The following is a 23,245-nucleotide window of genomic DNA, read 5'->3' on the forward strand; positions in this document are numbered from 1 at the left end:
CCGAACCGGTTGTCGAAACTCTGCTGATTGTCCAACCAGTAGAGTCCCTAGAACCTCCTCAACCCGAACCGGTTGTCCAACCAGTAGAGTCCCTAGAACCTCCTCAACCCGAACCGGTTGTCGAAACTCTGCTGATTGTCCAACCAGTAGAGTCCCTAGAACCTCCTCAACCAGCACCGGTTGTCGAAAATCTGCCGATTGTCGAAACACTAGAGTCCCTAGAAAGTTCTCAACCAGAACCACAACCGATTTTAGATACACCAAAGTCGCTAGAACATCCTCAACCAGAATCCCAACCAGTTGTAAAAAATCGGCCACTTAAAAAAAAGCCACAACCGAGTAGCAATTCTCTACCACAACAGCCACCTATTACCAAAAAGCGACAAATAGAAAGAAAACAACAGGATAGCGAAGACAGCGAAACACCACCTGCCGGCGACTCAGAATGAACCAATTACCAATGACCAATTACCCATTCCCAATTCCTAAATGTTAGTAATGATTAGTAATATTGTCGCAATTTACCGCAAAGAACTACAAAGCTATTTTGCCTCGCCATTAGCCTATGCCATCGCAGCAGTCTTTTGGTTAATCACCGGCTACTTTTTAATAGCCATCCTCCTCGCCCCCGACGGGTTAATTCCCCAAATCGGGCAGCGAGACCAAATGGGAATTACCGAACCTCCCATCGACGTACCCTACGAATTCCTGCAACTATTCCTGCGAATCATGGGTTCCCTTTCGTTGTTCGTACTACCCGCACTCTCAATGGGACTTTACGCAGAAGAACGCAAACGCGGCACTTTAGAACTATTAGCCACATCGCCCTTAACAAACTGGGCAGTTGCTACCGGCAAACTCCTCGGCGTTTTAACATTTTATACCACAATGTTGCTGCCCGTGCTGTTCTGCGAGGCGATCGCCCTCAGTTCCTCAACCCCACCCGTACCCCCCTCAGTTCTCCTGCTAGGACACGGTGGCTTAATATTACTAGCCGCAGGAGTATTGTCCCTCGGAATGTTTATTTCCTCCCTCACAGACAGCACAATTTTATCAGCCATCCTCACCTTCGCTCTAGTATTATTTCTCTGGGTGATCGATGCAGCCGCCGTCGGTATCGGTGGCCCTTTCGGAACAGCATTAGGACATTTGTCGCTCTTAACACATTACACAAATCTTGTCAAGGGAGTTTTCGATACCAGTAGTTTAATTATGTTTGCCAGTTACATAATTTTAGGAGTATTTCTGACCGCCCAATCCATCGATGCCTTGCGATATCAGCGTTCTTAAAAAAATCAGGCAAGGGTTCCGGGAATAAAGAGGGGAGAGTCGGAGAGTGGGAGATTAAAGGATAGGCCACCAATTCCCAATTCCCAATTCCCAATTCCCAATTCCCAATTTCCAATTCCCAATTCCCAATTCTCAATTAATGTTAGTTATTCCACTAATTGTTTGAAAGAATGAGATTTATAGATACCAAAATCGACTTTGCGTTCAAAAAAATATTCGGTTCCAGCGACAGCAAAGACATCCTGATTAATTTTTTAAACGCCATCCTTTATGAAGGACAGCCGCTCATCGAAGACTTAGAAATAATCGACTCCCAACCAGAAAATCCAACTCTTGGGATCCAAGAGACACGCTTAGATGTCAAAGCCACAATTAACGGCGACAGAATCGCCCTCGTTGAAATTCAACTGATCAACGTGCCTTCCTTCGGGAATAGAGTTTTGTACAACGCTGCCAAAAGCTACAGCCAGCAATTAACAGGAAAAGACCGCTACGAAAGATTAAAAACAGTAATTTCTTTGAAAATTGCCGACTTTGAAATGTTTGAAAATCAGCCCGAATTTATGTCGCGGTTTGTTTTCCAAGAAAAAGAACACCAGTTTGAGTGTCCAGATACTGAAATAGAATTAGTATTTATCGAACTGCCAAAATTTAGCAAGGAATTAGCAGAATTAGAAACAACCGCCGACCAATGGATCTACTTTATCAAAAACACCAGGACTCTGGAGACAGTACCAGAAACACTGAGTGCAGTTCCCGAGATTCAGAAAGCTTTTAGAATTGCCAGGGAAGACAACTTCACTCAGGAAGAATTAAAGGAATTGGAGAAGCAAGAACTGTGGATTCAAGACCAGCAGATTGCCATAGAGATAGCAAGAGAACAGGTGACAAAAACCGCTCAACTCTCGTTAATATTGCGTCAGCTAGTGCGGCGTTTAGGCACTATACAACCAGAAACAGAAAACAGCATCCGTAAATTAAGCGTACAGGAATTAGAAAACTTAGGAGAGGCTGTGCTGGATTTCAAACATCAGTCTGATTTAACAGTATGGTTGCAGGCTAATGCGATATAGAATAACCTTCTATAACCGGAATTGGGTCACTCAATATTTACCTTATGAAAATTAGAAAAAAAAATTGGAAATACGTTTTTTTGCTGGGTCCCCTCCTCATCGCAGCGGGGGTAACAGCAGCACTTGTATCCGGAGTATGGGAACCCCTGACAGTCGGTTTAGTTATTGCCGGAACAGTGACGATCGCACTTTGGCTGCTATATTTGAGTTACGAACAAAGCTTTTGGGGGAAGCGTTCCACTCAAGCCAGCACCAACGCCCTGATTGCTACCCTCGCCGTCTTTGTGATTCTCGGAGTAATTAACTTCATAGCAGTTCGTTATCCCGTCCGCATCGACTTAACCGAAAGCCAACAATTTACCCTCGCCCCGCAGACTCAACAAATACTGCGAAATTTGCAACAAACAGTCAAAGTTTGGGTGTTTGACCCTACCCAAAATCCCCAAATCAAAGAATTGCTGCAAAGCTACAAACGCGAGGGAGGCGAAAAGTTCCAATTTGAGTTTGTTGACCCGCTAGCCCAACCGGGAAAAGCGCGGGAATTTAGCATTACCAGCATCGGAGAAGTTTACCTGCAATCCGGTGACAAAAAACAGGTGCTGCAAAAAGGCGGGACTGCTTTTGGTAGCGACCCGAATCAAGGTCTTTCAGAGATAAAACTTACCAATGGCTTAGAAGAAATTCTTAGTACTCGCGTTGCTACAGTTTACTTTTTGCAAGGGAAAGGAGCCCGCCCGCTAAAGGAAGGTCAAGGCGGAATTCAGCAAGCTGAAAAAGCTCTCAAAGATAAATACTACAACGTCCAAACACTGAATTTGACCGAACGCAAAGTAGTGCCAGAAGATGCAGATGCTTTAATCGTTCCCGGGTTGGAAAAACCGTTTTCCGATACAGAAATTAAAGCACTAAAAGCTTATCTCGATAGCGGCGGCAGTTTATTTTTAATGGTAGACCCGGCAATTGATACGGGATTGGACAAAATGCTGCAAGAATGGGGCGTAAAACTAGATGCCCGTTTGGCTATCGATGCTTCGGGCACTGGTCAAAGATTTGGACTCGGCCCCACGGTTCCCACAGTCAGGCGCTACGGCGAACATCCGATTACTCAAAGTTTTGGCAGCGGTATTTCATTTTATCCGTTTGCGCGTGCTTTGGAAACCTCGCCAGTAGAAGGGATAGAGGAAAAACCGCTGATTTGGACGAGTGAGGAAAGTTGGGCCGAAAGCGATTTGACGACGCGGAAATTGGAGTTCGATCAGAAGACCGATCGACAAGGTCCGCTATTATTAGGTGTAGCTTTAGTTCGATCGGCCACTGACAGCACTCCCTTAAAGCCCTCACCTCCACCAACACCAACAGGGGCCACGCCTTCACCCCAAGCATCGCCGACAACATCGCCATCGCCGACAACTTCACCATCGCCGACAACATCACCATCGCCGACAACATCGCCATCGCCGACAACTTCACCATCGCCGACAACATCGCCATCGCCGACAACTTCACCATCGCCGACAACTTCACCATCGCCGACAACTTCGCCATCGCCGACAACATCACCATCGCCGACAACATCACCATCGCCGACAACTTCGCCATCGCCGACAACATCACCATCGCCGACAACTTCACCATCGCCGACAACTTCGCCAACAGCTTCCCCAATTAGCTATTCGGTGATTGTCTCGCAAGAAGCTACGCCTCCAGCATTACCGACGACTTCGCCAACACCCACACCGACACCAACAGCATCTCCCACAGCATCTCCCACACCGACACCCACAGCATCTCCCACAGCATCTCCCACACCGACACCAACAGCATCTCCCACAGCATCTCCCACACCGACACCAACAGCATCTCCCACAGCATCTCCCACACCGACACCCAGTCCAAAATCAACTCCTTCTGCGCCTTCAACTCCTAGAAAAACATCGCGAATGGTAGTAATTGGCACATCTCAATTTGTGACTAACGGTTGGTTTGACCAACAACTCAATAGCGACGTGTTTCTCAATTCAGTCAGTTGGCTGAGTAAACCAGACCAGCAAAGCTTTTCTATCAGTCCGAAAAAAGCTACCAATCGCCGCATTAACATGACGCCCATCCAAGTAGGATTGCTGGTTTTAGCTTGGCTAATTTGGCCTTTACTCGGACTGGGAATTGGCGGCGCTATCTGGTGGAAGAGAAGATAAGTTAGTTGACTGTTGACTGTTGTCTGTTGTCAGTTGACTGTTGACTGTTGTCTGTTGTCAGTTGACTGTTGACTGTTGTCTGTTGTTATTAATAACAGACTCCCCAATTCCCAATGCCCAATTCCCAATGCCCAATTCCCAATGCCCAATTCCCAATGCCCAATTCTCAGTTATTATGAAATTGCAGAAAAATACATTAGTATTGATAGCCGTCGCGTTGAGCATGACTGGGTTGGTTGCTTTGTTCGAGATGCAAATCTCTCCGAAACAGGAAGCTGCTAAGGAAGAAAAACAGAAAATTTTTGCTTTTAACTCCGATCGCGTACAATTCTTTACAGTCAAAACTCCCGAAAAGATATTGACTTTTGAGCGAGTTTATGCTACAAAAGGAGGCAAGTCGATCTGGGAAATGAAATTGCCAGTGCAAGCACAGGCAAGTCAGGCATCGGTGGATTTTTTGCTAGACAGACTGGCAACAGGAAAGAGCGATCGCACGATTAATATTACTGCTGCTAAACTGCCAGAATACGGTCTCGACCAACCCCAAGCTACAGTCACAGTAAAACTGGACAACCAGGAAACTCACCGCCTAGTTTTAGGCAAAACAGACTTTAGCGGCCGCTTCTTGTACGCTCAAGCCAATCCGCCGTCCGCCTCCTCTCAAAATTCAGCCCAAAATTTGCCCGTGCTGCTAGTGCCATTTGACTTTAAAAATGCCGTCCAGCGACCTTTGTCAGAGTGGAAAAAAGCAGAAGCACCCAAAACAGACAAACCGCAAAAACCCTCTCCGACCCCAAGTCCTGAGAATAAATAGATGCCCAGTCGCTCCTCGATGTTGCACCATTCTCAATAAGCCTTTTATGAACAGGCTTCCCTAGCCTGTTCCACAAACAGTGAATTTTATTGTGGAACAGGCTAGGGAAGCCTGTTGCTGACAATGGTGCGCTCTGGGATAAAATTTAAAGAACAAATCCCAAAACCTGTTAAATCCAACATTCCGCACCTAAAATACAGAAAAGTCTAAACTTAAACTGTATTTAAGTAGCGTGCATTACCCCCAGGAAAGGGCGAATATGTTTCAGACAGCACTCAACCAAGGTACGACAGCAACGGATACAACGCTTGACGTTGAACTCCGCAAGGTCTTCAAGGTATTTAACGGCGAAACCGCAGTCCGCGCAGTAGACCTCAGCATTCGCCAAGGAGAATTTTTTAGCATTCTCGGGCCTAGCGGCTGCGGCAAGACTACGACCCTGCGGTTAATCGCTGGGTTCGAGACTCCCTCGGCGGGCGAATTGATGATTCGCGGCCAGTCGATGACCAACACTCCAGCTTACCGCCGTCCGGTAAATACTGTGTTTCAAAGCTATGCTTTGTTCGGACACATGAATGTCTGGGACAATATCGCTTTTGGATTGCGGATAAAAAAGCTGGGGAAAGCGGAAATTGAAGAACGGGTACGGGAAGTTTTGCAATTGGTGAAAATGGAATCTTTCGCCAACAGGTATCCCGGTCAAATGTCGGGCGGTCAGCAGCAGCGGGTGGCTTTGGCGAGAGCTCTGGTAAATCGACCGGCGGTTCTGCTGCTGGACGAGCCCCTAGGTGCTCTGGATTTGAAGTTGCGGAAGCAGATGCAGTTGGAACTGTCGAATTTGCATCAAGAATTGGGCTTGACTTTTGTGATGGTGACTCACGACCAAGAAGAGGCGATGAGTCTGTCTGACCGGATTGCTGTGATGCACGAGGGCAGGATTGAGCAAATTGGCTCTCCTGAAGAAATTTATGAGTGCCCGCAGACGGCTTTTGTGGCGGATTTTATTGGGGATACGAATTTGTTTGCGGGTACGGTAGAATCGATCGACCGATCGACTATCACAGTTCGCACATCAGCCAATCTGACAATAATCGTTCAGCAGTCGGATATGTGGAGTGGTGTCACAGGCGACTCTGTTGTGGTCAGCGTCCGGCCGGAAAAAGTATATTTGAATCTTTACCAGCCGGAAGTGTCCGTCAACTGTTTTGAAGGGCGGCTCAAAAATACTATGTACATGGGCACGCACGTTCATTACTTGGTGGAGTTGGCGTCGGGCGATAAAATTACAGTGCGCCAGCCAAATACCGGTGGCTCTTTCCCAGATCCGCACACGCCGATTTACGCTTACTGGGGAACTAATGATTGTCTCGCTTTGACCGATCGAGGATAATTACCGAAAGAAGTTCGGCAACAAAGACGCGATCGAGATTTAACGGATGTCACGGAGGTCGGGAAGTTCGGCAACCAGCAGTGTACGGGATTAAACGGATTTAACGGATGGATGTTGCAGGGAAGTTCGGCAACGAGCAGTGTACGGGATTTAACGGATTTAATCGAATTTCCCAATCCCCAATTCCCCAATCTAAAATCTAAAATCTAAAATCGAATTTCCCAATCCCCAATTCCCCAATCTAAAATCTAAAATCTAAAATCTAAAATCGAACTGTGCCTCCGACTAACTTACCAATTTCCAGGATTTTCCCGGCTAATTCTACACGCCGTCAGTTCCTAAAAAATTCGGCGGCGACAATTTCCGGGTTAGCTGTTTCGAGTTGCGGCTGGCGACTGGCAGACGTACAATCTGCTCCTGTCGTCAAAAGTTCAGCCGACCAACTTTACATCTATACTTGGGCAGGCTATACCGATAACGCTTTGCTCAATCGCTTTGCCGAAAAAACCGGCATTCGCGTAGTGGCCGACGTGTTTAGCTCCAACGAAGAGATGCTGGCGAGACTTCAAGCCGGTGGCGCCCGCGCCTACAGCATCATTTACCCGTCTGACTACATGGTGGTTCAAATGACGGAACTGGGGCTGTTGAGCCCATTAGACCATTCGAGTTTGGGCGGGATCGATCGGCTCAAAAAACAGTTCCAAAACCCTGTGTATGACCCAGGAAACCGCTACAGCGTGCCTTTGAGTTGGGGAACCACAGGCTTGATTTACAACACCGAACAACTCAAAGAAGCTCCTGAAGATTGGAGTTATTTGTGGGAGCACAAACAGGAGTTAGCAAAGCGAATGACGCTGGCGAGTGATGTTCGAGAAGTCATGGGCGCTGCGTTGCGGATGCTGGGCTATTCTCTGAATTCTACGAACCAAGAGCAAGTAAAACAAGCTTACGAAAAGTTGGTGGAACTCAAACCGGCGATCGCATCTTTTACTACAGATGCTTGGCGGCCTCAAATGCTGACCGGGGATTTGAAGCTAGCTATGTGTTATTCTTCTGATGCTAATGAAGTAATTTCAGATAACGATAAATTGAAGTATGTCGTCCCCAAAAGCGGTTCTTCTCTGTGGACTGACACTTTAGTAATTCCTAAAGGTGCTCCCAATCCCGAAGCAGCTTATAAATGGATTAACTTTCTGCTGCAGCCCGATGTTGCTGCTTCTTTAGTAGAGCGGCTCAGTTTTTCAACTCCTTCGGAAGATGCTTTTAGTTTGTTGACGCCGGAACTCCGCGAAAATGAGCTTCTTTTCCCTTCGGAAGCTGTTTTGAAAAATTGCGAAGGTGTCGCTCCGGTAGGGAAATTTATGGAAGTGTACGATCGCTATTGGACTAAATTAACCAGCGGCTAATCATCAAACCTAGGGCGGGTTTTACACCCAATCTCTGATTCTTACCCAATATTTACATCAACCCGCCCCCGTCGGGCCGCTCGCCCACTATATCCGTATTATATCCGCGTTAATCAGCGGTTAAAAACTCAAAAAAATTGATGATATATGGCTGTTTCAACTAGAACTCCCCCTCCTCTGCCTCCCAATTCTTCCTTGAAGGCTGAAACTGTTTCCCCGTGGTCAGCGTGGACAGGTCCGCTGGCATTGCTCGGCCCTTCTGGCTTGTTGCTGCTTTTATTATTAGTCATACCAACTCTGGTGATTTTTCAGCTTAGTTTGGTTCCCAATATTAAGCCGGGAGATTTGGTGAATCCTTCGGGAATTGGCAATTACCTGCGAGTGTTTGAGCCGCTGAATTTACAGGTGATGGGTCGATCGCTTTTTTTCGCAACGGGGACTACCATTCTGTGTTTGCTGCTGGGATTTCCCGTCGCTTACTGGATCGCCCTCAATGTCTCGAAAAAGTGGCGGAATTTAACTTTGTTAGGCTTTGTGTTGCCGCTGTGGACTTCTTCGCTGTTGCGATCGTATGCTTGGATTACAATTCTGCGTCCTACAGGGGTTCTCAACTCGCTGCTGGCAATTCTAGGCATTCCTCCTATGGAATTGCTTAATCAAAGTTCCGCAGTTTTAATCGGCATGGCTTACAGTTATTTGCCTTATATCGTGACAATTCTTTACGCTTCTTTGGAAAAGTTAGACCGCAGGTTGCTAGAAGCATCTCAGGATTTGGGCGCCAATCCAGTGGAAACTTTCTGGAAAGTGACAGTACCTCAGACGATGCCGGGAATTGCTGCGGGTTCTTTGCTGGTATTTATTAGCTGTTTGGGCGATTTTGTCGATCCGGAGTTGCTCGGTGGAGCTTCGAGTATGACGGCGGCTCGTTTGATTTACAATCAATTTTTGGGGGCGACTCAAAATTGGGGGCTGGGTTCGGCTCTGAGTATGGTATTAATCTTTGCAGTGAGTATCGGAATTGCCCTTTTGCTCAAATATGGCGATCGTAATGCAATTTAGGAGGAAGAAGGAAGAAGGAAGAAGGAAGAAGGAAGAAGGAAGAAAACAATCCTAACCAATTACCAATTACCCATTACCAATTACCGATTACCGAGACATGGAAAATACTGCAGAAAATCCACAGGAGGAAATACAAGCCGATATGTACTTAAAACCTAAATTTAAGATTTCTTGGCAGGTGATATTTGCCGTTGTGATGTTTTTTTATATGTACCTGCCCATCCTCGTACTCACCTTTTACAGCTTTAACAAATCGCGTTTTAGCGCCGGTTGGGAAGGATTTACTTTAGATTGGTACGTTAAATTATTTAGCGATACGCGGATTTTAATTGCCCTGAGAAACAGTTTAACAGTCGCTGTTTGTGCAGTTGCAATCTCGGCTGTACTCGGCACTTTGATGGCCGTTGGTTTAGCCCGCTACCGCTTTCCTGGCAAGAGTTTATATCAGGGAATTTCCTACTTGCCGATTATTATTCCAGATATTGCGACCGCAGTTGCTACTCTGGTATTTTTAGCGGCGCTAGCTATTCCTCTGAGTTTGTGGACAATAGTCGCCGCTCACGTTGTGTTTTGTCTGGCTTACATCGCTCTAGCTGTTTCTACTAGATTGGCAGATTTAAACCCGTATTTAGAAGAGGCTGCCTTGGATTTAGGTGCAACGCCTGTTGAGGCTTTTATTCAGGTTTTGCTCCCTCAATTAATACCCGGAATAGTTTCCGGTTGTCTGCTGTCTTTTGTCCTCAGCATGGACGATTTTTTGATTGCGAGTTTTACAGCAGGTAGCGGGACTACAACTCTACCGATGGAAATTTTTAGCCGGATTCGGACTGGGGTAAAACCTGATATTAATGCTCTGAGCGTGCTGTTGATCATAGGTTCGGGAGGATTGGCGTTTTTAGCGGAATATTTGCGCGGCCGGGGCGAGCAAAAACGGGCTCATTAGTCATTAGTCATTGGTCATTGGTTATTAGTCATTAGTCATTGGTTATTAGTCACCAAAAAACCCGGTTTCTTTGAGAAACCGGGTTTCTGAAGCGGTAAGATGCGCCATAAGCGCCCTATAGAGCTTCTGCGTCAAGGACTCATATCATGTCCGGTCGAGGGACCGCGATTTTTGTAGGGGCCCGTGAGCCAACAATATCGGCCAATAATTGACTATCTCAAAAACCCGCCCCGACCCGGATATTAGGGTTAATCGTGAGGACATGATATCAATTGCTGCTACTTGGCTGGTAATTTCACTTTAGTAGCCAAACCTAGTGCTTCCAAAACTTGAATTGTCATCCAAGTGAAGTCAATTTCCCACCATTTCATACCGTGACGCGCAGAGTATTGATAAGCATGGTGGTTGTTGTGCCAGCCTTCGCCATAAGTCAAAGCAGCAACCCACCAACAGTTAGTAGAACTATCTTCCGTTTCGTAAGTGCGGTAGCCAAATTTGTGAGTGGCGCTATTTACAAACCAGGTGCAGTGATACACGAAAACTAAGCGGACAAAAATTACCCAAACTACAAAAGACCAGCCTGCTGCTAAGTAGAGCAAGACGCCAAAAGCGATTTGAATGGGGAGAAAGTAGTTTTGCAAAAATTGGTAAAACGGGTCGCTAGAAAGGTCTTTTGTGCAACGGGGAATTTCATCGTGGGCGGGGCCTTTATAAAGCATCCAACCCAGGTGACTCCACCAAAAACCCTTCTGGGCATTGTGAGGATCGAGGGCGCTTTCGTCCGAGTGGGTGTGGTGCAAGCGGTGCAGGCCAACCCAATGAATAATTCCTCCTTGACACGCAAGCGCTCCGCAAAAAGCTAGGAAATATTCGACGAATTTTGGTGTCTGAAAACTGCGGTGGGTGAGCAGGCGGTGCCATCCGAGAGTTATTCCCAAACCGCCTGTTACCCAGTGCATGAATACAGTTAAACCCACTGCTGTCCAATTGAAGTTACTCGGAAGCAGGGCGAACAAAGCGCCGATGTGAACTCCTGCTAAACTAATAATGTGTGCCCAATTGTACTGGAGTTTGTTTTGCGTTGCAATTGTCATTCTATTTTTGATTTCTGATTAGATGCCGAGCTAGATTCACGTACAAGAGTTTGGGGTGAGGTAGTGAAGTATTTTGCTGCACTCTTGCCCAAACTAATAAATAATGAATGATAGATTTTGGATTAGGATGGAAAAAAAATTACCGTTTGGTCTTGACAATAAAAAAGTTGGCTGCTAAACAAAATTTTTTCTTCCCAAATCTATTATAACTGATTATTGTTTTGGTTGGGTCGATCGCACCAGAGGATGCGAGCTGACTTCAACCCAACCTATATCGATCGCAAAAACAGGGTTAGGCATTGGTCACGAGCCATTAGTCCAGAACTGATGACCGACAACCAATGACTAATTGCCGATCGCTATTTTTCTGCTAATTTCACTTTGGTTGCCAAACCCAGCGATTGCAGCAATTGAATTGTCATCCAGGTGAAGTCGATTTCCCACCATTGGAGACCGTGGCGAGCCGAGTATTGAAAGGCGTGGTGGTTGTTGTGCCAGCCTTCGCCGTAGGTGAGCAGAGCCACCCACCAACAGTTCGTCGAGCGATCGCCCGACTCGTAGGTGCGGTAGCCGAATTTGTGGGTAGCGCTGTTCACCAGCCAAGTGCAGTGGAACACCACCACGATCCGCATAAACACACCCCAAACCACGAAAGACCAGCCGCCTAATAAATAAAGCAACACACCGAAGACAACTTGGATGGGGATAAAATATGCTTGGAGAAACTTGTATACTGGGTCGTCGCCGATGTCTTTGGTAAAGCGGGGAATTTCAACTCTGATCGGCAGATCCGAGAGCATCCAACCCATGTGGCTCCACCAGAAGCCTTGATTGGAATCGTGGGGATCTGTTCCGGTGTCAGAATGTATGTGGTGTAACCGATGCATTCCCACCCAGTCGATCGGGCCACCTTCACAGGAAAGGGTACCGCAAATAACTAGAAAATACTCTAGCCATTTCGGTGTTTGAAAACTGCGGTGCGTGACGAGGCGGTGAAATCCGAGAGTAATTCCTAAACCACCTGTTACCCAATGCAGGAATAGTGCTAGCCCGACCGCAGACCAGCTAAAATTACCCGGCAGCAAAGCAAATAAAGCACCGATGTGCAGAAAGGCCATAAAGCCTATGACAGGCCAATCAGGAGAAGTTTTTTTGGAAGTTGCAATCGTCATGAATATATTATGTTTACAAACTAGGGGCCGCATCTACGCCATAATGAACAGCGCGCACGCCAAGGGTGAGCGAGGTATAGATGAATAGCGTTTCACGGCTACAGGAAGCAGAACAGGCACTCTTTCAGATTTTTTCTGGTATTGACGCGACAGTCAAGCAAAATCTTCAACGAGTCTTAAAAGCTTTTCGCAGCCACCGGGTTGGAGTCCACCATTTTGCAGGGGTTACGGGTTACGGCCACGACGATTTGGGTCGGGAGACTTTGGACGGGGTGTTTGCAGAAGTGGTAGGGGCAGAGGCGGCGGCTGTCCGGGTACAGTTTGTTTCGGGTACTCACGCGATCGCCTGTGCTCTTTTTGGCATCCTGCGTCCTGGTGATGAAATGTTGGCAGTGGCTGGTTCTCCCTACGATACTTTAGAAGAAGTGATCGGCTTGCGCGGGCAAGGTCAAGGTTCACTGCTTGATTTTGGCATTAGTTACCGTGAGTTGCCTCTGACTCGTCAAGGAAGTGTGGATTGGCAGGCATTGAGCTCTACTATTTCCCCAAAGACTCGCCTGGTTTTTATCCAGCGCTCTTGCGGCTATTCTTGGCGGTCGAGTTTGTCTATTTCTGAGATTGAAAAAATCGTCGCCATAGTCAAACATCAGAATCCTAGCACAATTTGCTTTGTTGATAATTGTTACGGGGAGTTTGTTGAAAATTGTGAACCTACTGCTGTCGGTGCGGATCTGATGGCTGGTTCTTTGATCAAAAATCCGGGGGGTACGATCGTCCCTGCAGGAGGTTACGTCGCCGGCAGGGCGGATCTGGTAGAGGCGGCAGCTTGTCGCTTGACGGCGCCGGGAATCGGCAGCAGCGGCGGCGCAACTTTTGATTTGAATCGGTTGCTGTTTCAGGGTTTGTTTATGGCTCCCGGTGTTGTGGGGGAGGCGAAGAAGGGAAATCATTTGACCGCTTATGTTTTTTATAAGTTGGGTTATCGGGTGAATCCTATTCCTTTGGCGAGGCGCAGAGATGTGATTCAGGCGATCGAATTCAATTCGGCCCAGAAGTTAATTGCTTTTTGTCGCGCGGTTCAGCAAAATTCCCCCGTCGGTTCCTATTTAGATCCGGTGCCCGCTCCCATGCCGGGGTACGAGAGTCAGTTGGTGATGGCTGGGGGTACTTTTATTGATGGGAGTACGTCGGAGTTTTCGGCTGATGGGCCTCTGCGTCCTCCTTACGTGGCTTTTTGTCAGGGGGGGAGTCATTGGACTCATGTATCGATCGCTCTGGAAGCTGCGATCGATGCTGTGGGCCCAGCAAATAAGTTGTAGGGGCGGTGCCTCTTGGGAGTGGAGAGGGGTTGATTAACGGTTCCCTGTCCCCCCCTGAGTTTTGAATTAAATAGTAGATTTTGTGCAAGAAGCTAAGTTTGTGATTTTTAACCGCAGATGCACGCAGATTGACGCTGATGTTGGATTTCCAGATTGTGTAGGTTGGGTGCGAAAGCAAAACCCAACAACTACAAAACTCTCAAGCTGTTTCTTCAAGTTTGCGCTGCCGCATTAGGAGAAATAAAGGCAAACCCAGGGAAACACCCACCAGTAAGTTACTGACAATATAAATCCACAAGTTTTTCATTTTGAGACGCGAACCTTCGCTAAATACAAAAGTCCCAAAAACTAGGGATGACACTATTACATCCATGCCGAAAAAACCGGAAATTTGATTGGCAAACAACTCACGGAAGAAAGCGTTAATATTCAACCCTTCTTCTAAAAGAAAGGGGACAAACTGGGAGTAGGGCAAAGCAGTGCCTAGAATACATAAAATTAAGTAGGCAATTTTCAACATTTTTCAACCTCCACTTTGTTAATAGAAAACCCTTGTATTTGCGAGTTTACTCAGCATTGCTGAGTGCTTGAATATCGCTTTGCATAATTATGCTCACATGGCGCGAAATCTTGTCGATTTCCCAATCCCACCACCTAATTTCTAAGAGTTCTGCAACTTCAGCATCGCTAAAACGCTGTTTGATTGGATGGGCGGGGTTTCCACCCACAACGGTGTAAGGGGGAATGTCTTTTACTACAACGGATTTGGCGGCTATGACGGCACCGTCGCCGACTTTGACTCCGGGCATAATCAGGGATTCATAGCCGATCCAAACATCATTGCCAATGACGGTATCGCCTTTACTGGGCAGTTCCATTAATAAATTCATGGCTGTTTCCCAACCATTTCCAAAAATAGGAAAAGGATAAGTTGAAATCCCGTCTAGTTTGTGATTGGCACCGTTCATAATGAATTTTACGTTGGTCGCGATCGCACAAAATTTACCAATAATTAATCGCTCGTTTCCGTAGTTATAAAGTACATTTTTTTCAAAGTTTTCTGGATTTATTGGATCGTCGTAATATGAGTAATCGCCGACGATAATGTTGGGGGATTTAATAAAGTTTTTGAGGAAGCATACGCGCCGCTGATCGACCATCGGATAAGGTCGGTTTGGATCGGGCCCAATTTCTCTCATCAGTTTCTATCCTTATTCGTTAAGCTGCTGGATCGCTCTACTGTTAATTCGAGTTAAGTTTGCTTATGCTTCATTAACATAGAGTAGTAGAGTTTGTCAAGGGGCGGGCGAGAAATTTTGGATCGATCGCCCTGCAAGAAATGAGACAAAATGGTAAAAGCCAACATCCATCCGCGTTCCGAAGCGGTTACAAATCCCAAATTAATATCAAAGAAGCGATCGCAGTGAGATAATTTATGAGAGTACGAACCTACGAAATCGGTGATACCCAACAAATTGTAAAACTGTTTTACGACACCATACACGAAGTAAACATCCGCGATTACACACAAGCACAAGTAGATGCTTGGGCGCCAGCAGATATGGATATCGAAAGTTGGACTAAAAGTTTAAGCAGTAAATTTACTTTCGTAGCAGAAGAGGGTGAGAAAATTGCAGGTTTTGGGGAATTAGAAGCAAGCGGCCATATCGATTGCTTTTACTGTCATCAAGATTTTCAAAGGCAAGGAGTCGGCAGGCTAATTTTAAAACAAATTGAGTCAAAAGCCCAAGACTTAGGAATTAACAAGTTATTTACCGAAGCCAGCATTACAGCTCGACCTTTTTTTGAAAGCCAGGGATTTATTGTGATTAGAAAACAAGAAGTAGAATGCAGAGGACAAAAACTCATCAACTTTGCCATGGAAAAAAATATATAAACAACGATTTGTGTAAAATTAGATCGAAGAGTTTTACGGAGGAGTTGCGATGGTGACGGAAGCTACAAATGTTGTGGGCGGAAAATTAGAGACTTGCTGCACGTCGCCGATGACGGGCTATTATCGAGACGGCAAATGCAATACAGGTGGTGGCGACTTTGGGGCTCACACTGTTTGTGCTCAACTGACAGAAGAGTTTTTGCAATTCACTAAATCGAAGGGAAATGATTTGAGCACTCCGGTTCCCGAATTTAACTTTCCCGGTTTGAAACCTGGGGATTGCTGGTGTTTGTGCGCCTCTCGCTGGAAGGAAGCAATGGATGCCGGAGTGGCGCCGCCTGTGGTTTTGGCTGCGACTCACGCCTTGACTTTGGAATACGTTTCTTTGGATGAATTGAAGCAGCACGCTGCTGATTTGTAGGAGGATATTGGTGTGCGATCGCTTTTAGTCAATAAGGGCGATCGTGTTTTTCTGATGAATACCAAATTTATCAAGAGTAACTGAAATATTTAAGTGCGATCGGACGGCATTCTAAAGTTTTATGGTTTAGTTTGTGGTTTCCACTTACAGATAGACTCTGGTTTGAGAGGGCAAGTTTTGGGAGCGATCGGATTTCCGCTGAGGGGAATCTCCCTCAGTTTAGTCAAAGATTCGAGCGGTTTGATGTCGCTGATTTTATTGTTGTCGAGGACGAGCAGAGTCAGGTTAGTCAAGGATGCTAGCGGTTTGATGTCGCTGATAGAATTGTTGTCAAGGTAGAGCCAATCCAGGTTAGTCAAGGATGCTAGCGGTTTGATGTCGCTGATAGAATTGTTGTCAAGGTAGAGCCAAGTCAGGTTAGTCAAGGATTCTAGCGGTTTGATGTCGCTGATTTGATTGTTGTCGAGGAAGAGCTCCGTCAGGTTAGTCAAGGATTCTAGCGGTTTGATGTCGCTGATTTTATTGTTGTCGAGGAAGAGCCAATCCAGGTTAGTCAAGGATTCTAGCGGTTTGATGTCGCTGATTTGATTGTTATCGAGGACGAGCCAAGTCAGGTTAGTCAAGGATGCTAGCGGTTTGATGTCGCTGATTTGATTGTTGGTGAGGAGGAGCACAGTCAGGTTAGTCAAGGATTCTAGCGGTTTGATGTCGCTGATAGAATTGTGGGTGAGGAAGAGCTCCGTCAGGTTAGTCAAGGATTCTAGCGGTTTGATGTCGCTGATAGAATTGTGGGTGAGGAAGAGCTCCGTCAGGTTAGTCAAGGATTCTAGCGGTTTGATGTCGCTGATAGAATTGTGGGTGAGGAAGAGCTCCGTCAGATTAGTCAAGGATTCTAGCGGTTTGATGTCGCTGATTTGATTGTTTTCGAGTGAGATCTCCGTCAGGTTAGTCAAGGATTCTAGCGGTTTGATGTCGCTGATTTGATTGTTTTCGAGTGAGATCTCCGGAGACTCGAAAGTGTCTGATTAGCCGCATCGCACTCAGTAGTCCCTGCTTTCTTCAACAGCATTTCAACAGTATGTTTAGCTTCAGGACTCAAATCAGCTTTTTGGCGACACCAATCAGCAAATGTTCGTCTCATGTTTCCCGATCGTACTTCTGCTGCTTTCGCCGACACTCCATTTCCCGATAATGCTAGGATCGCACAACAAGTAAGTGCGATCGACTTTTGTAACTTCATGTGTTTCTGTGCAACTATAAGTGTCATAATCTTGTACCTCTAATTTCCTAAACGGTAAAGTTTTATGGTTTAGGTAGTGGTTCCCACTTACAGATAGACTCTGGTTTGAGAGGGCAAGTTTTGGAAGCGATCGGATTTCCGCTGAGGTAGAGCTCCGTCAGTTTAGTCAAAGATTCGAGCGGTTTGATGTCGCTGATAGAATTGTTGTCGAGGACGAGCCCAGTCAGGTTAGTCAAGGATTGTAGCGGTTTGATGTCGCTGATAGAATTGTTGGCGAGGAGGATCGCAGTCAGGTTAGTCAAAGATTGTAGCGGTTTGATGTCGCTGATAGAATTGTTGTCGAGGTCGAGCAGTGTCAGGTTAGTCAAGGATTCTAGCGGTTTGATGTCGCTGATTTGATTGTCGCTAAGGCCGATCCCAGTCAGGTTAGTCAAGGATTCTAGTGGTTTGATGTTGCTGATTTGATTGTTGGCGAGAAAGAGAAAAGTCAGGTTAGTTAAGGATTGTAGCGGTTTGATGTCGCTGATGTTATTGTTTCGGAGGTCGAGTTCTGTGAGACTCGAAAGTTTCTGATTAGCCGCATCGCACTCAGTAGTCTCAGCTCGCTCCAACAGCACCTCAACAGTACGTTTAGCTTCAGGACTCAAATCAGCTTTTTGGCGACACCAATCGGCAAATGTTCGTCTACTGTTTCCCCGCTGCGTTTCTGCTGCCTTCGCAGACAGTCCATTTGCAGATAATGCTAGAATCGCACAACAAGTAAGTGCGATCGACTTTGGTAAATTCATGTGTTTCTGTGCAACTATAAGTGTCATAATCTTTTACCTCTAATTTTCCCAACAGTAAAGTTTGAGCATTTAATTCGAGAATGCCCAATCACAGATAGAGTCTGGCTTTAGGGGGCAAGTTTTGGGAGCGATGGGATTCCCCCTGAGGCGGATCACTGTCAGATTAGTCAAAGATTCTAGCGGTTTGATGTCGCTGATTTGATTGTCGCCAATGCCGAGCTCCGTCAGGTTAGTCAAGGATTGTAGCGGTTTGATATTGCTGATTTGATTGTTTGCGAGGACGAGACAAGTCAGGTTAGTCAAGGATTCTAGCGGTTTGATGTCGCTGATTTTATTGTTGTCGAGAACCAGCAAATTCAGGTTAGTCAAGGATTCTAGTGGTTTGATATCGCTGATTTGATTGTTTCCGAGGACGAGCCAATTCAGGTTAGTCAAGGATTCTAGCGGTTTGATGTCGCTGATTTGATTGTTGGCGAGCGCGAGCTCCGTCAGGTTAGTCAAGGATTCTAGCGGTTTGATGTTGCTGATTTGATTGTTGTCGAGAACCAGCACAGTCAGGTTAGTCAAGGATTCTAGTAGTTTGATGTCGCTGATTTGATTGCCGCCGAGCTTGATATCAGTCAGTTTAGTCAAAGATTCTAGCGGTTTGATGTCGCTGATTTGATTTTCATTGAGCCAGAGCTGTGTCAGTTTAGTCAAGGATTCTAGCGGTTTGATGTCGCTGATTTGATTTTCATTGAGCCAGAGCTGTGTCAGGTTAGTCAAGGATTGCAAAGGTTTGACGTCGCCCAGATGATTATTGTTGAGGTCTAGCTGTGTCAGGTTAGTCAAGGATTGCAAAGGTTTGATGTCGCCCAGATAATTATTGTTGAGGTCTAGCTGTGTCAGGTTAGTTAAGGATTCTAGCGGTTTGATGTCGCTGATTTTATTGTCACTAAGGGCGAGCCGAGTCAAGTTAGTCAAGGATTCTAGCGGTTTGATGTCGCTGATTTGATTTTTTTTGAGGGCGATCTCCGTCAGGTTAGTCAAAGATTCTAGCGGTTTGATGTCGCCCAGATGATTGTTGTCGAGGACGAGTCCCCTGAGAGTCGAAAGTTTCTGATTAGCCGCATCGCACTCAGTAGTTTCAGCTTTCTCCAAAAGCACCTCAACAGTATGTTTAGCTTCAGGACTCAAAGAATCTTTTTCACGACACCAATCGGCAAATGTTCGTCTCATGTTTCCCGATCGCACTTCTGCTGCAGCCTTGGCAGACAGTCCATTTCCAGATAATGCTAGGATCGCACAACAAGTAAGTGCGATCGACTTTTGTAACTTCATGTGTTTGTGTGCAACTATAAGTGTCATAATCCTTTACCTCTAATTTTCCCAACCGTATACAACAAAGACACTGCCTTACCGTGTCCCTGCAAAACATCTATTAAAAACTCTCTTAATCACCTCATTCAGGCAACTTATACTAATTTATAGGTGCGTCATTTTGCCTGATATTCTGTGCCGAGCTAGATATCTCCACGCTGGGCACCCTACACAACTAATTAATATCAACTTTCACCAAATCTGCCACAACTTTGTCCAATCCAGCTATCACCTTCGTCGTCCGTTCCCAATCAACCTTATCCGGTGTATCTTGCGCCGTGTGATAGTAAGGATAGCGATAGGGAGCAGTATCTGTCACCATCAGCCCTGGATAACCATGTTGCCAAAAAGACCATTGATCTGACCAACCAACACCAGGAATGCCACCCGGAATTGCTGCACCTTCCGAGGGAAATTCAGCATGGCGGCGGAAAGATGCGATCGCCTCTCTAACCACTTTACTTGAGGACGTATTGCCAATAAATCCGATAAAATTTGCCGATGTAGGATAAAAAAGGTTTAATGGTGCTGGATATTTCTGACTGTTTTTGGCATCTGAGTAATAACCAATTGTTTCTAAACTGAGCATCGAAACAATTTTTTCATTACGCTCTCTGCATCTTTTCGCATAAACCAAACTCCCCATATCAGCAGTCCAGAAAAAAGGCGGTTCCTCATTCACAAACTCAACAAAACGCACAGTTTTTTCAGGCTTTTTACCTGCAAACATTCTCGCTAAAGCCAGCACTCCCGCCGCCCCAGTTGCGTTATCATTTGCCCCGGGACTCCCCACCACAGAATCATAATGTGCCCCAATTACAACAATTTCATCTGGCTTTTTTACCCCGGGAATCTCCACTTCTATGTTATAATAAAAATTCTCATCAATTTTATATCCTTGTCGTTCAACTTTATAGCCAGCAGCTTGAAAAGATGCTTCGAGAAAGTCAGCAGCTTCTGCAAGTTTTTGATATTGTATAAAGTTGCGCTCTCCGATTTCACCAGAGAGCTTTTCCACATCGCGCTGTAAAGCATCTCGGAGCGAGATTTCCTGTGCTGTTAAAGGTGGAATTGTCCCGCTGTAGCTTTTCCCGGGCATTGCAATCATACTCAACCATATCCCACTAATCAGACTAATTAAGATTGTACTAAGGATAGCCAGTATAGTTAACGTTCCGCGATTCCCTACTTCGATCGTTCCCAAGTGCATTTGTTTTCTATCTTTTGCTATCCTTGAGTAGCAGGGTGCGTCAGTTAGCGTTATTTTTTCAATAATCCAACAGCTTTTGACTGACGCACCCTACAAGTTTAAACCTCTGGTAACTTATACTGCCCCACAATCCGCTTAGCATATTCCGGCACATGAGCCTCTAATTTCTCCGGGTAATTCCGCTTCACGTACAGATAATTGCGAGTGAAATGAGAATCAATCGAAAACCGAGCATATTCCAAACCCTTCGGCCCAATTCTCTCAATAAACACTCCCATTAACTTCGCCGCCCACATCGGCAAAGTCACCCCTTTTTCATAAGCCGGAATGCTTTGCTGAACCGCTTCTTTTCTGTTTCCCTGAGACATCACAGGCTGAGTATTTAACTGATCCGTTACCAAATCTAACATCTCTTGCCCCGTATCATTTCGCACCACAATCCACTGCCAGCCAAAAGGTGCTCCCATGTAGCCCACAACTAAATCTGCTAAAGAATTGACATAATCAAAACAGCTCAAACAAGAAGGAGCAAAAACATCTTTCAATTCCTTAGTGTTCAACCCGAAAAACGGCACTTTTTCCTCCGAACCATCTTCGTGTTTGAAGTGAACGTTAAAGTCTTGCATAAACTCGTAAGAAACCACCGTTTCAGGAGAGCGGCTAGTCGTGTCTAGAAATTTCTGCAAGCCTGCACGGCTGACATTATCGACACAGGGAGTTCCCAAAACGTAGAGCTTCTCTAAACCGAGTTTTTTCTCGACTGTTCGCAAGGCTTGAATTTGACAGCCGACGCCAATTACTAACAGCCGCTTCATCCCAGATTCTGCGATTTGTTCTAATACTGAAAGATTGGGAGAGAGAGTTGGCTTGTTGACTTTGGCAGCCAGAATTTCTTCCCGATTTCTCGCAATAATTGGCATAGGTTGAAAGCGGTCTTCCTTAGTATTTTGAACGCAAACAACGCCTTCTACAATTCCTTTTTCGAGCATTTCAATGGCAATTGTGCTGACGATTCCCGTCCACTGAGCGCCCTCGATCGGCTCTTTTTTCCGAGCCGCCATCATATTTTGACTGACTCCGAAATACCAATCATCGGGATTGTCGAGATTGCGCGATCGCCCGTGAATTTCTGCTTCCAGTTCCGCGATGTGCTGTGTTAAGAAAGCACAAGATTCCTTGACATAATGGATGTAATATGTATCGCACAAACCGCACTCGCTGCAAAGTTCTTTAGCGGGGCGGCGGCTACCCGGTTTCAGGGCTTTGGACTTTTGGTGTTTAGTAGAATCTGTTGCGGTCATCTAAATTACTTATTTTATGCAGATATGGCTTTTGTTAGGATATCACAGCAATTCCAATTATTAAGTAGTCGCTCTAATTAAACGTAAAACTTTGTTTGGTATTCAGAAATCCGTCAGGGCGAGATCTCTTGGCACTGCCCCTATAGAAACCGGGTTTCTAGGCGTTATATTTTTGGGGATGAATATCTTTACTCTTTTAGTGCCTCTTAGCTCGGATTTTGCTTGTGTAGGAGTGAATTCTCTGCACGCGGGATTATTAGTATAGATCCGGATCGAGCGGGCGATCGCGCGAATATATTGCCAAATAAAGCTATAAAAAAATGGTAAAAATGTTTGTGGCAACAGCCGTCGCTAGCATCCTGATCAATCTCGCGATTTCGAGCTTAGGATTTGCTGCTTTAGTTCGCCCTACTCCCGCTATGAATCAAACTGTGGCGACTCTAGAAAGAATGCTCAGCGCGACAAAAAAGCCGGCGGCGCTGAATTATTCACGCCTGGGGATTGGCGGGGTTCGGTTGGGGATGTCTGTAGAAGAGGCAAAACGCAAGTTGGGCAAACCGCAGGGCGACGAAACTAAACCTGCTGGGCCTGCCATCGGCGGCAAGATTCGCACGCTAACCTACTCAGGATTGACGGTAGCAGCATGGGAGGGGAAAGTTTATTTAATTTCTACTACCAATCCCAAGTTTCTGACAATTGATGGTGTGAAGGTAGGAGATAACAGCCAAAAAGTTGTTGAAATTTACGGTTACGGGTCGCAATCTGTGCAGGCTGGAGTGAATCGGTTGACTTACAGCAATGACCAAAAGGCTTCTAATTTGATTTTGGAAATTAAGGACGATCGCGTGCAAAAAATTATTGTGGGTACGCAGCTAAACTGACATATTCAACAACAGTGCAAAAGTCCCGGTTCACCAGTTTGTAGTAAGGACTTTATTCCTTCTTTCTTAGGATTTTTAGGCTTTCTGGGAGTTGACAGAGGGATTTTTCCTGATGTACCATCCCCCGCGTCTCCTTAATCCTCATCATCATCATCCGACAATTTTGCCATTTCCTCAGCAATTAGTCTCTGAAAACCCTCTCCGCAGTGAACGTTGAGATGGATTCCAGAAAGGAAGGAACTCTGCTATAGTTTCAGCTTTTTGTCGATCGCCCCCATCTGGTAACTGAAGTTGATGGATTAATATCAAATCCGCGCTTCATCGGAATTATTCATCTCTCTGTTCTCGAACTCTGCGTTCTGGAGCGTACTCTGCGGTTTAATCATTCCAATG

The 23,245-nt window shown here is 45.9% G+C and carries 22 protein-coding genes and 1 pseudogene; 13 read left to right on the forward strand and 10 right to left on the reverse strand.

All coding sequences use genetic code 11. The annotated features are described in order from the left end of the window. From QUB56_RS32295 to QUB56_RS32335, 9 genes and pseudogenes are all read left to right on the forward strand, one after another. Positions 1-449: pseudogene (locus QUB56_RS32295) on the forward strand (ATP-binding cassette domain-containing protein); the annotation flags it as partial. Positions 450-489: 40 nt separating this feature from the next. Further along, a complete protein-coding gene (locus tag QUB56_RS32300; protein ID WP_332960434.1) occupies positions 490-1,290 on the forward strand; it encodes an ABC transporter permease in 801 nt (266 codons plus the stop codon). A gap of 170 nt (positions 1,291-1,460) precedes the next feature. Further along, positions 1,461-2,363, forward strand: a complete 903-nt coding sequence (locus QUB56_RS32305; protein ID WP_332960435.1) for an Rpn family recombination-promoting nuclease/putative transposase — start codon at positions 1,461-1,463, stop codon at positions 2,361-2,363. 44 nt (positions 2,364-2,407) lie between these two features. After that, positions 2,408-4,558 carry a Gldg family protein gene (locus tag QUB56_RS32310; RefSeq protein WP_332960436.1) on the forward strand — a complete coding sequence of 717 codons (2,151 nt, stop codon included), beginning with the start codon at positions 2,408-2,410 and terminating at the stop codon, positions 4,556-4,558. Between the two features lie 127 nt (positions 4,559-4,685). Further along, the gene (locus tag QUB56_RS32315) at positions 4,686-5,372 is read left to right on the forward strand and encodes a DUF4340 domain-containing protein (RefSeq protein WP_332960437.1); all 687 of its coding nucleotides are present in this window, start codon (positions 4,686-4,688) and stop codon (positions 5,370-5,372) included. Between the two features lie 259 nt (positions 5,373-5,631). Beyond that, the gene (locus QUB56_RS32320) at positions 5,632-6,762 is read left to right on the forward strand and encodes an ABC transporter ATP-binding protein (protein ID WP_332960438.1); all 1,131 of its coding nucleotides are present in this window, start codon (positions 5,632-5,634) and stop codon (positions 6,760-6,762) included. 275 nt (positions 6,763-7,037) lie between these two features. Beyond that, complete coding sequence (locus QUB56_RS32325) at positions 7,038-8,168, forward strand: spermidine/putrescine ABC transporter substrate-binding protein (RefSeq protein ID WP_332960439.1); 1,131 nt, start codon at positions 7,038-7,040, stop codon at positions 8,166-8,168. A 147-nt stretch (positions 8,169-8,315) separates the two neighbouring features. After that, positions 8,316-9,227: an ABC transporter permease gene (locus tag QUB56_RS32330; protein WP_332960440.1), complete on the forward strand. Its 912-nt coding sequence runs from the start codon at positions 8,316-8,318 to the stop codon at positions 9,225-9,227. Positions 9,228-9,324: 97 nt separating this feature from the next. Further along, a complete protein-coding gene (locus QUB56_RS32335; protein WP_332960441.1) occupies positions 9,325-10,170 on the forward strand; it encodes an ABC transporter permease in 846 nt (281 codons plus the stop codon). A gap of 278 nt (positions 10,171-10,448) precedes the next feature. Here the strand turns inward: QUB56_RS32335 and QUB56_RS32340 are convergent, their stop codons facing one another. Both QUB56_RS32340 and QUB56_RS32345 read right to left on the reverse strand, forming a co-directional pair. Further along, positions 10,449-11,264, reverse strand: a complete 816-nt coding sequence (locus QUB56_RS32340) for a fatty acid desaturase (RefSeq protein WP_332960442.1) — start codon at positions 11,262-11,264, stop codon at positions 10,449-10,451. A 359-nt stretch (positions 11,265-11,623) separates the two neighbouring features. Further along, a complete protein-coding gene (locus tag QUB56_RS32345) occupies positions 11,624-12,436 on the reverse strand; it encodes an acyl-CoA desaturase (protein ID WP_332960443.1) in 813 nt (270 codons plus the stop codon). An 80-nt stretch (positions 12,437-12,516) separates the two neighbouring features. Between QUB56_RS32345 and QUB56_RS32350 the strand changes: the two genes are divergently transcribed. Continuing rightward, positions 12,517-13,755 (forward strand): methionine gamma-lyase family protein, encoded by a 1,239-nt coding sequence (locus tag QUB56_RS32350; protein ID WP_332960445.1) that lies wholly within the window; start codon positions 12,517-12,519, stop codon positions 13,753-13,755. 199 nt (positions 13,756-13,954) lie between these two features. Here QUB56_RS32350 and QUB56_RS32355 read toward each other — a convergent pair whose 3' ends face one another. Together QUB56_RS32355 and QUB56_RS32360 are read right to left on the reverse strand one after the other, a co-directional pair. Further along, complete coding sequence (locus tag QUB56_RS32355; RefSeq protein WP_332960446.1) at positions 13,955-14,275, reverse strand: DUF2834 domain-containing protein; 321 nt, start codon at positions 14,273-14,275, stop codon at positions 13,955-13,957. A gap of 46 nt (positions 14,276-14,321) precedes the next feature. After that, the gene (locus QUB56_RS32360) at positions 14,322-14,954 is read right to left on the reverse strand and encodes a Vat family streptogramin A O-acetyltransferase (RefSeq protein WP_332960447.1); all 633 of its coding nucleotides are present in this window, start codon (positions 14,952-14,954) and stop codon (positions 14,322-14,324) included. A 236-nt stretch (positions 14,955-15,190) separates the two neighbouring features. Here QUB56_RS32360 and QUB56_RS32365 point away from each other — a divergent pair, with 236 nt between their 5' ends. Both QUB56_RS32365 and QUB56_RS32370 read left to right on the forward strand, forming a co-directional pair. Then, positions 15,191-15,652, forward strand: coding sequence for a GNAT family N-acetyltransferase (locus QUB56_RS32365; RefSeq protein ID WP_332960448.1), 462 nt, complete (start codon positions 15,191-15,193; stop codon positions 15,650-15,652). Between the two features lie 49 nt (positions 15,653-15,701). Beyond that, the gene (locus tag QUB56_RS32370) at positions 15,702-16,073 is read left to right on the forward strand and encodes a DUF2237 domain-containing protein (protein WP_332960449.1); all 372 of its coding nucleotides are present in this window, start codon (positions 15,702-15,704) and stop codon (positions 16,071-16,073) included. Positions 16,074-16,192: 119 nt separating this feature from the next. On the opposite strand, the gene QUB56_RS32375 is transcribed toward QUB56_RS32370, so the two are convergent. The 6 genes from QUB56_RS32375 to QUB56_RS32400 all read right to left on the reverse strand — a co-directional run bounded on the left by QUB56_RS32375 (position 16,193) and on the right by QUB56_RS32400 (position 21,971). Next, the gene (locus QUB56_RS32375) at positions 16,193-17,026 is read right to left on the reverse strand and encodes a leucine-rich repeat domain-containing protein (protein ID WP_332960450.1); all 834 of its coding nucleotides are present in this window, start codon (positions 17,024-17,026) and stop codon (positions 16,193-16,195) included. 5 nt (positions 17,027-17,031) lie between these two features. Beyond that, complete coding sequence (locus QUB56_RS32380) at positions 17,032-17,340, reverse strand: hypothetical protein (RefSeq protein WP_332960451.1); 309 nt, start codon at positions 17,338-17,340, stop codon at positions 17,032-17,034. A 35-nt stretch (positions 17,341-17,375) separates the two neighbouring features. Next, positions 17,376-18,128 carry a leucine-rich repeat domain-containing protein gene (locus tag QUB56_RS32385; protein WP_332960452.1) on the reverse strand — a complete coding sequence of 251 codons (753 nt, stop codon included), beginning with the start codon at positions 18,126-18,128 and terminating at the stop codon, positions 17,376-17,378. Between the two features lie 42 nt (positions 18,129-18,170). Continuing rightward, positions 18,171-19,448 carry a leucine-rich repeat domain-containing protein gene (locus tag QUB56_RS32390; protein ID WP_332960454.1) on the reverse strand — a complete coding sequence of 426 codons (1,278 nt, stop codon included), beginning with the start codon at positions 19,446-19,448 and terminating at the stop codon, positions 18,171-18,173. A 187-nt stretch (positions 19,449-19,635) separates the two neighbouring features. Next, positions 19,636-20,670 (reverse strand): M28 family peptidase, encoded by a 1,035-nt coding sequence (locus QUB56_RS32395; protein WP_332960455.1) that lies wholly within the window; start codon positions 20,668-20,670, stop codon positions 19,636-19,638. Between the two features lie 98 nt (positions 20,671-20,768). Continuing rightward, complete coding sequence (locus tag QUB56_RS32400; protein ID WP_332960456.1) at positions 20,769-21,971, reverse strand: Coenzyme F420 hydrogenase/dehydrogenase, beta subunit C-terminal domain; 1,203 nt, start codon at positions 21,969-21,971, stop codon at positions 20,769-20,771. 320 nt (positions 21,972-22,291) lie between these two features. Between QUB56_RS32400 and QUB56_RS32405 the strand changes: the two genes are divergently transcribed. Next, positions 22,292-22,852 carry a hypothetical protein gene (locus tag QUB56_RS32405; protein WP_332960457.1) on the forward strand — a complete coding sequence of 187 codons (561 nt, stop codon included), beginning with the start codon at positions 22,292-22,294 and terminating at the stop codon, positions 22,850-22,852. Positions 22,853-23,245: the final 393 nt, after the last annotated feature.

Source organism: Microcoleus sp. AR_TQ3_B6 (genome assembly GCF_036702785.1).
Classification (GTDB): Bacteria; Cyanobacteriota; Cyanobacteriia; order Cyanobacteriales; family Microcoleaceae; genus Microcoleus.

Excerpts from the sequence above, each read along its gene's own strand:
- QUB56_RS32370 (WP_332960449.1), top strand. The coding sequence starts at position 15,702 with ATGGTGACGGAAGCTACAAATGTTGTGGGCGGAAAATTAGAGACTTGC.
- QUB56_RS32360 (WP_332960447.1), bottom strand. The coding sequence starts at position 14,954 with ATGAGAGAAATTGGGCCCGATCCAAACCGACCTTATCCGATGGTCGAT.
- QUB56_RS32355 (WP_332960446.1), bottom strand. The coding sequence starts at position 14,275 with ATGTTGAAAATTGCCTACTTAATTTTATGTATTCTAGGCACTGCTTTG.
- QUB56_RS32405 (WP_332960457.1), top strand. The coding sequence starts at position 22,292 with ATGGTAAAAATGTTTGTGGCAACAGCCGTCGCTAGCATCCTGATCAAT.
- QUB56_RS32335 (WP_332960441.1), top strand. The coding sequence starts at position 9,325 with ATGGAAAATACTGCAGAAAATCCACAGGAGGAAATACAAGCCGATATG.
- QUB56_RS32350 (WP_332960445.1), top strand. The coding sequence starts at position 12,517 with ATGAATAGCGTTTCACGGCTACAGGAAGCAGAACAGGCACTCTTTCAG.
- QUB56_RS32395 (WP_332960455.1), bottom strand. The coding sequence starts at position 20,670 with ATGCACTTGGGAACGATCGAAGTAGGGAATCGCGGAACGTTAACTATA.
- QUB56_RS32320 (WP_332960438.1), top strand. The coding sequence starts at position 5,632 with ATGTTTCAGACAGCACTCAACCAAGGTACGACAGCAACGGATACAACG.
- QUB56_RS32400 (WP_332960456.1), bottom strand. The coding sequence starts at position 21,971 with ATGACCGCAACAGATTCTACTAAACACCAAAAGTCCAAAGCCCTGAAA.
- QUB56_RS32385 (WP_332960452.1), bottom strand. The coding sequence starts at position 18,128 with ATGACACTTATAGTTGCACAGAAACACATGAATTTACCAAAGTCGATC.
- QUB56_RS32300 (WP_332960434.1), top strand. The coding sequence starts at position 490 with ATGTTAGTAATGATTAGTAATATTGTCGCAATTTACCGCAAAGAACTA.
- QUB56_RS32315 (WP_332960437.1), top strand. The coding sequence starts at position 4,686 with ATGCCCAATTCCCAATGCCCAATTCCCAATGCCCAATTCTCAGTTATT.
- QUB56_RS32330 (WP_332960440.1), top strand. The coding sequence starts at position 8,316 with ATGGCTGTTTCAACTAGAACTCCCCCTCCTCTGCCTCCCAATTCTTCC.
- QUB56_RS32345 (WP_332960443.1), bottom strand. The coding sequence starts at position 12,436 with ATGACGATTGCAACTTCCAAAAAAACTTCTCCTGATTGGCCTGTCATA.
- QUB56_RS32390 (WP_332960454.1), bottom strand. The coding sequence starts at position 19,448 with ATGACACTTATAGTTGCACACAAACACATGAAGTTACAAAAGTCGATC.
- QUB56_RS32340 (WP_332960442.1), bottom strand. The coding sequence starts at position 11,264 with ATGACAATTGCAACGCAAAACAAACTCCAGTACAATTGGGCACACATT.
- QUB56_RS32365 (WP_332960448.1), top strand. The coding sequence starts at position 15,191 with ATGAGAGTACGAACCTACGAAATCGGTGATACCCAACAAATTGTAAAA.
- QUB56_RS32305 (WP_332960435.1), top strand. The coding sequence starts at position 1,461 with ATGAGATTTATAGATACCAAAATCGACTTTGCGTTCAAAAAAATATTC.
- QUB56_RS32380 (WP_332960451.1), bottom strand. The coding sequence starts at position 17,340 with ATGACACTTATAGTTGCACAGAAACACATGAAGTTACAAAAGTCGATC.
- QUB56_RS32310 (WP_332960436.1), top strand. The coding sequence starts at position 2,408 with ATGAAAATTAGAAAAAAAAATTGGAAATACGTTTTTTTGCTGGGTCCC.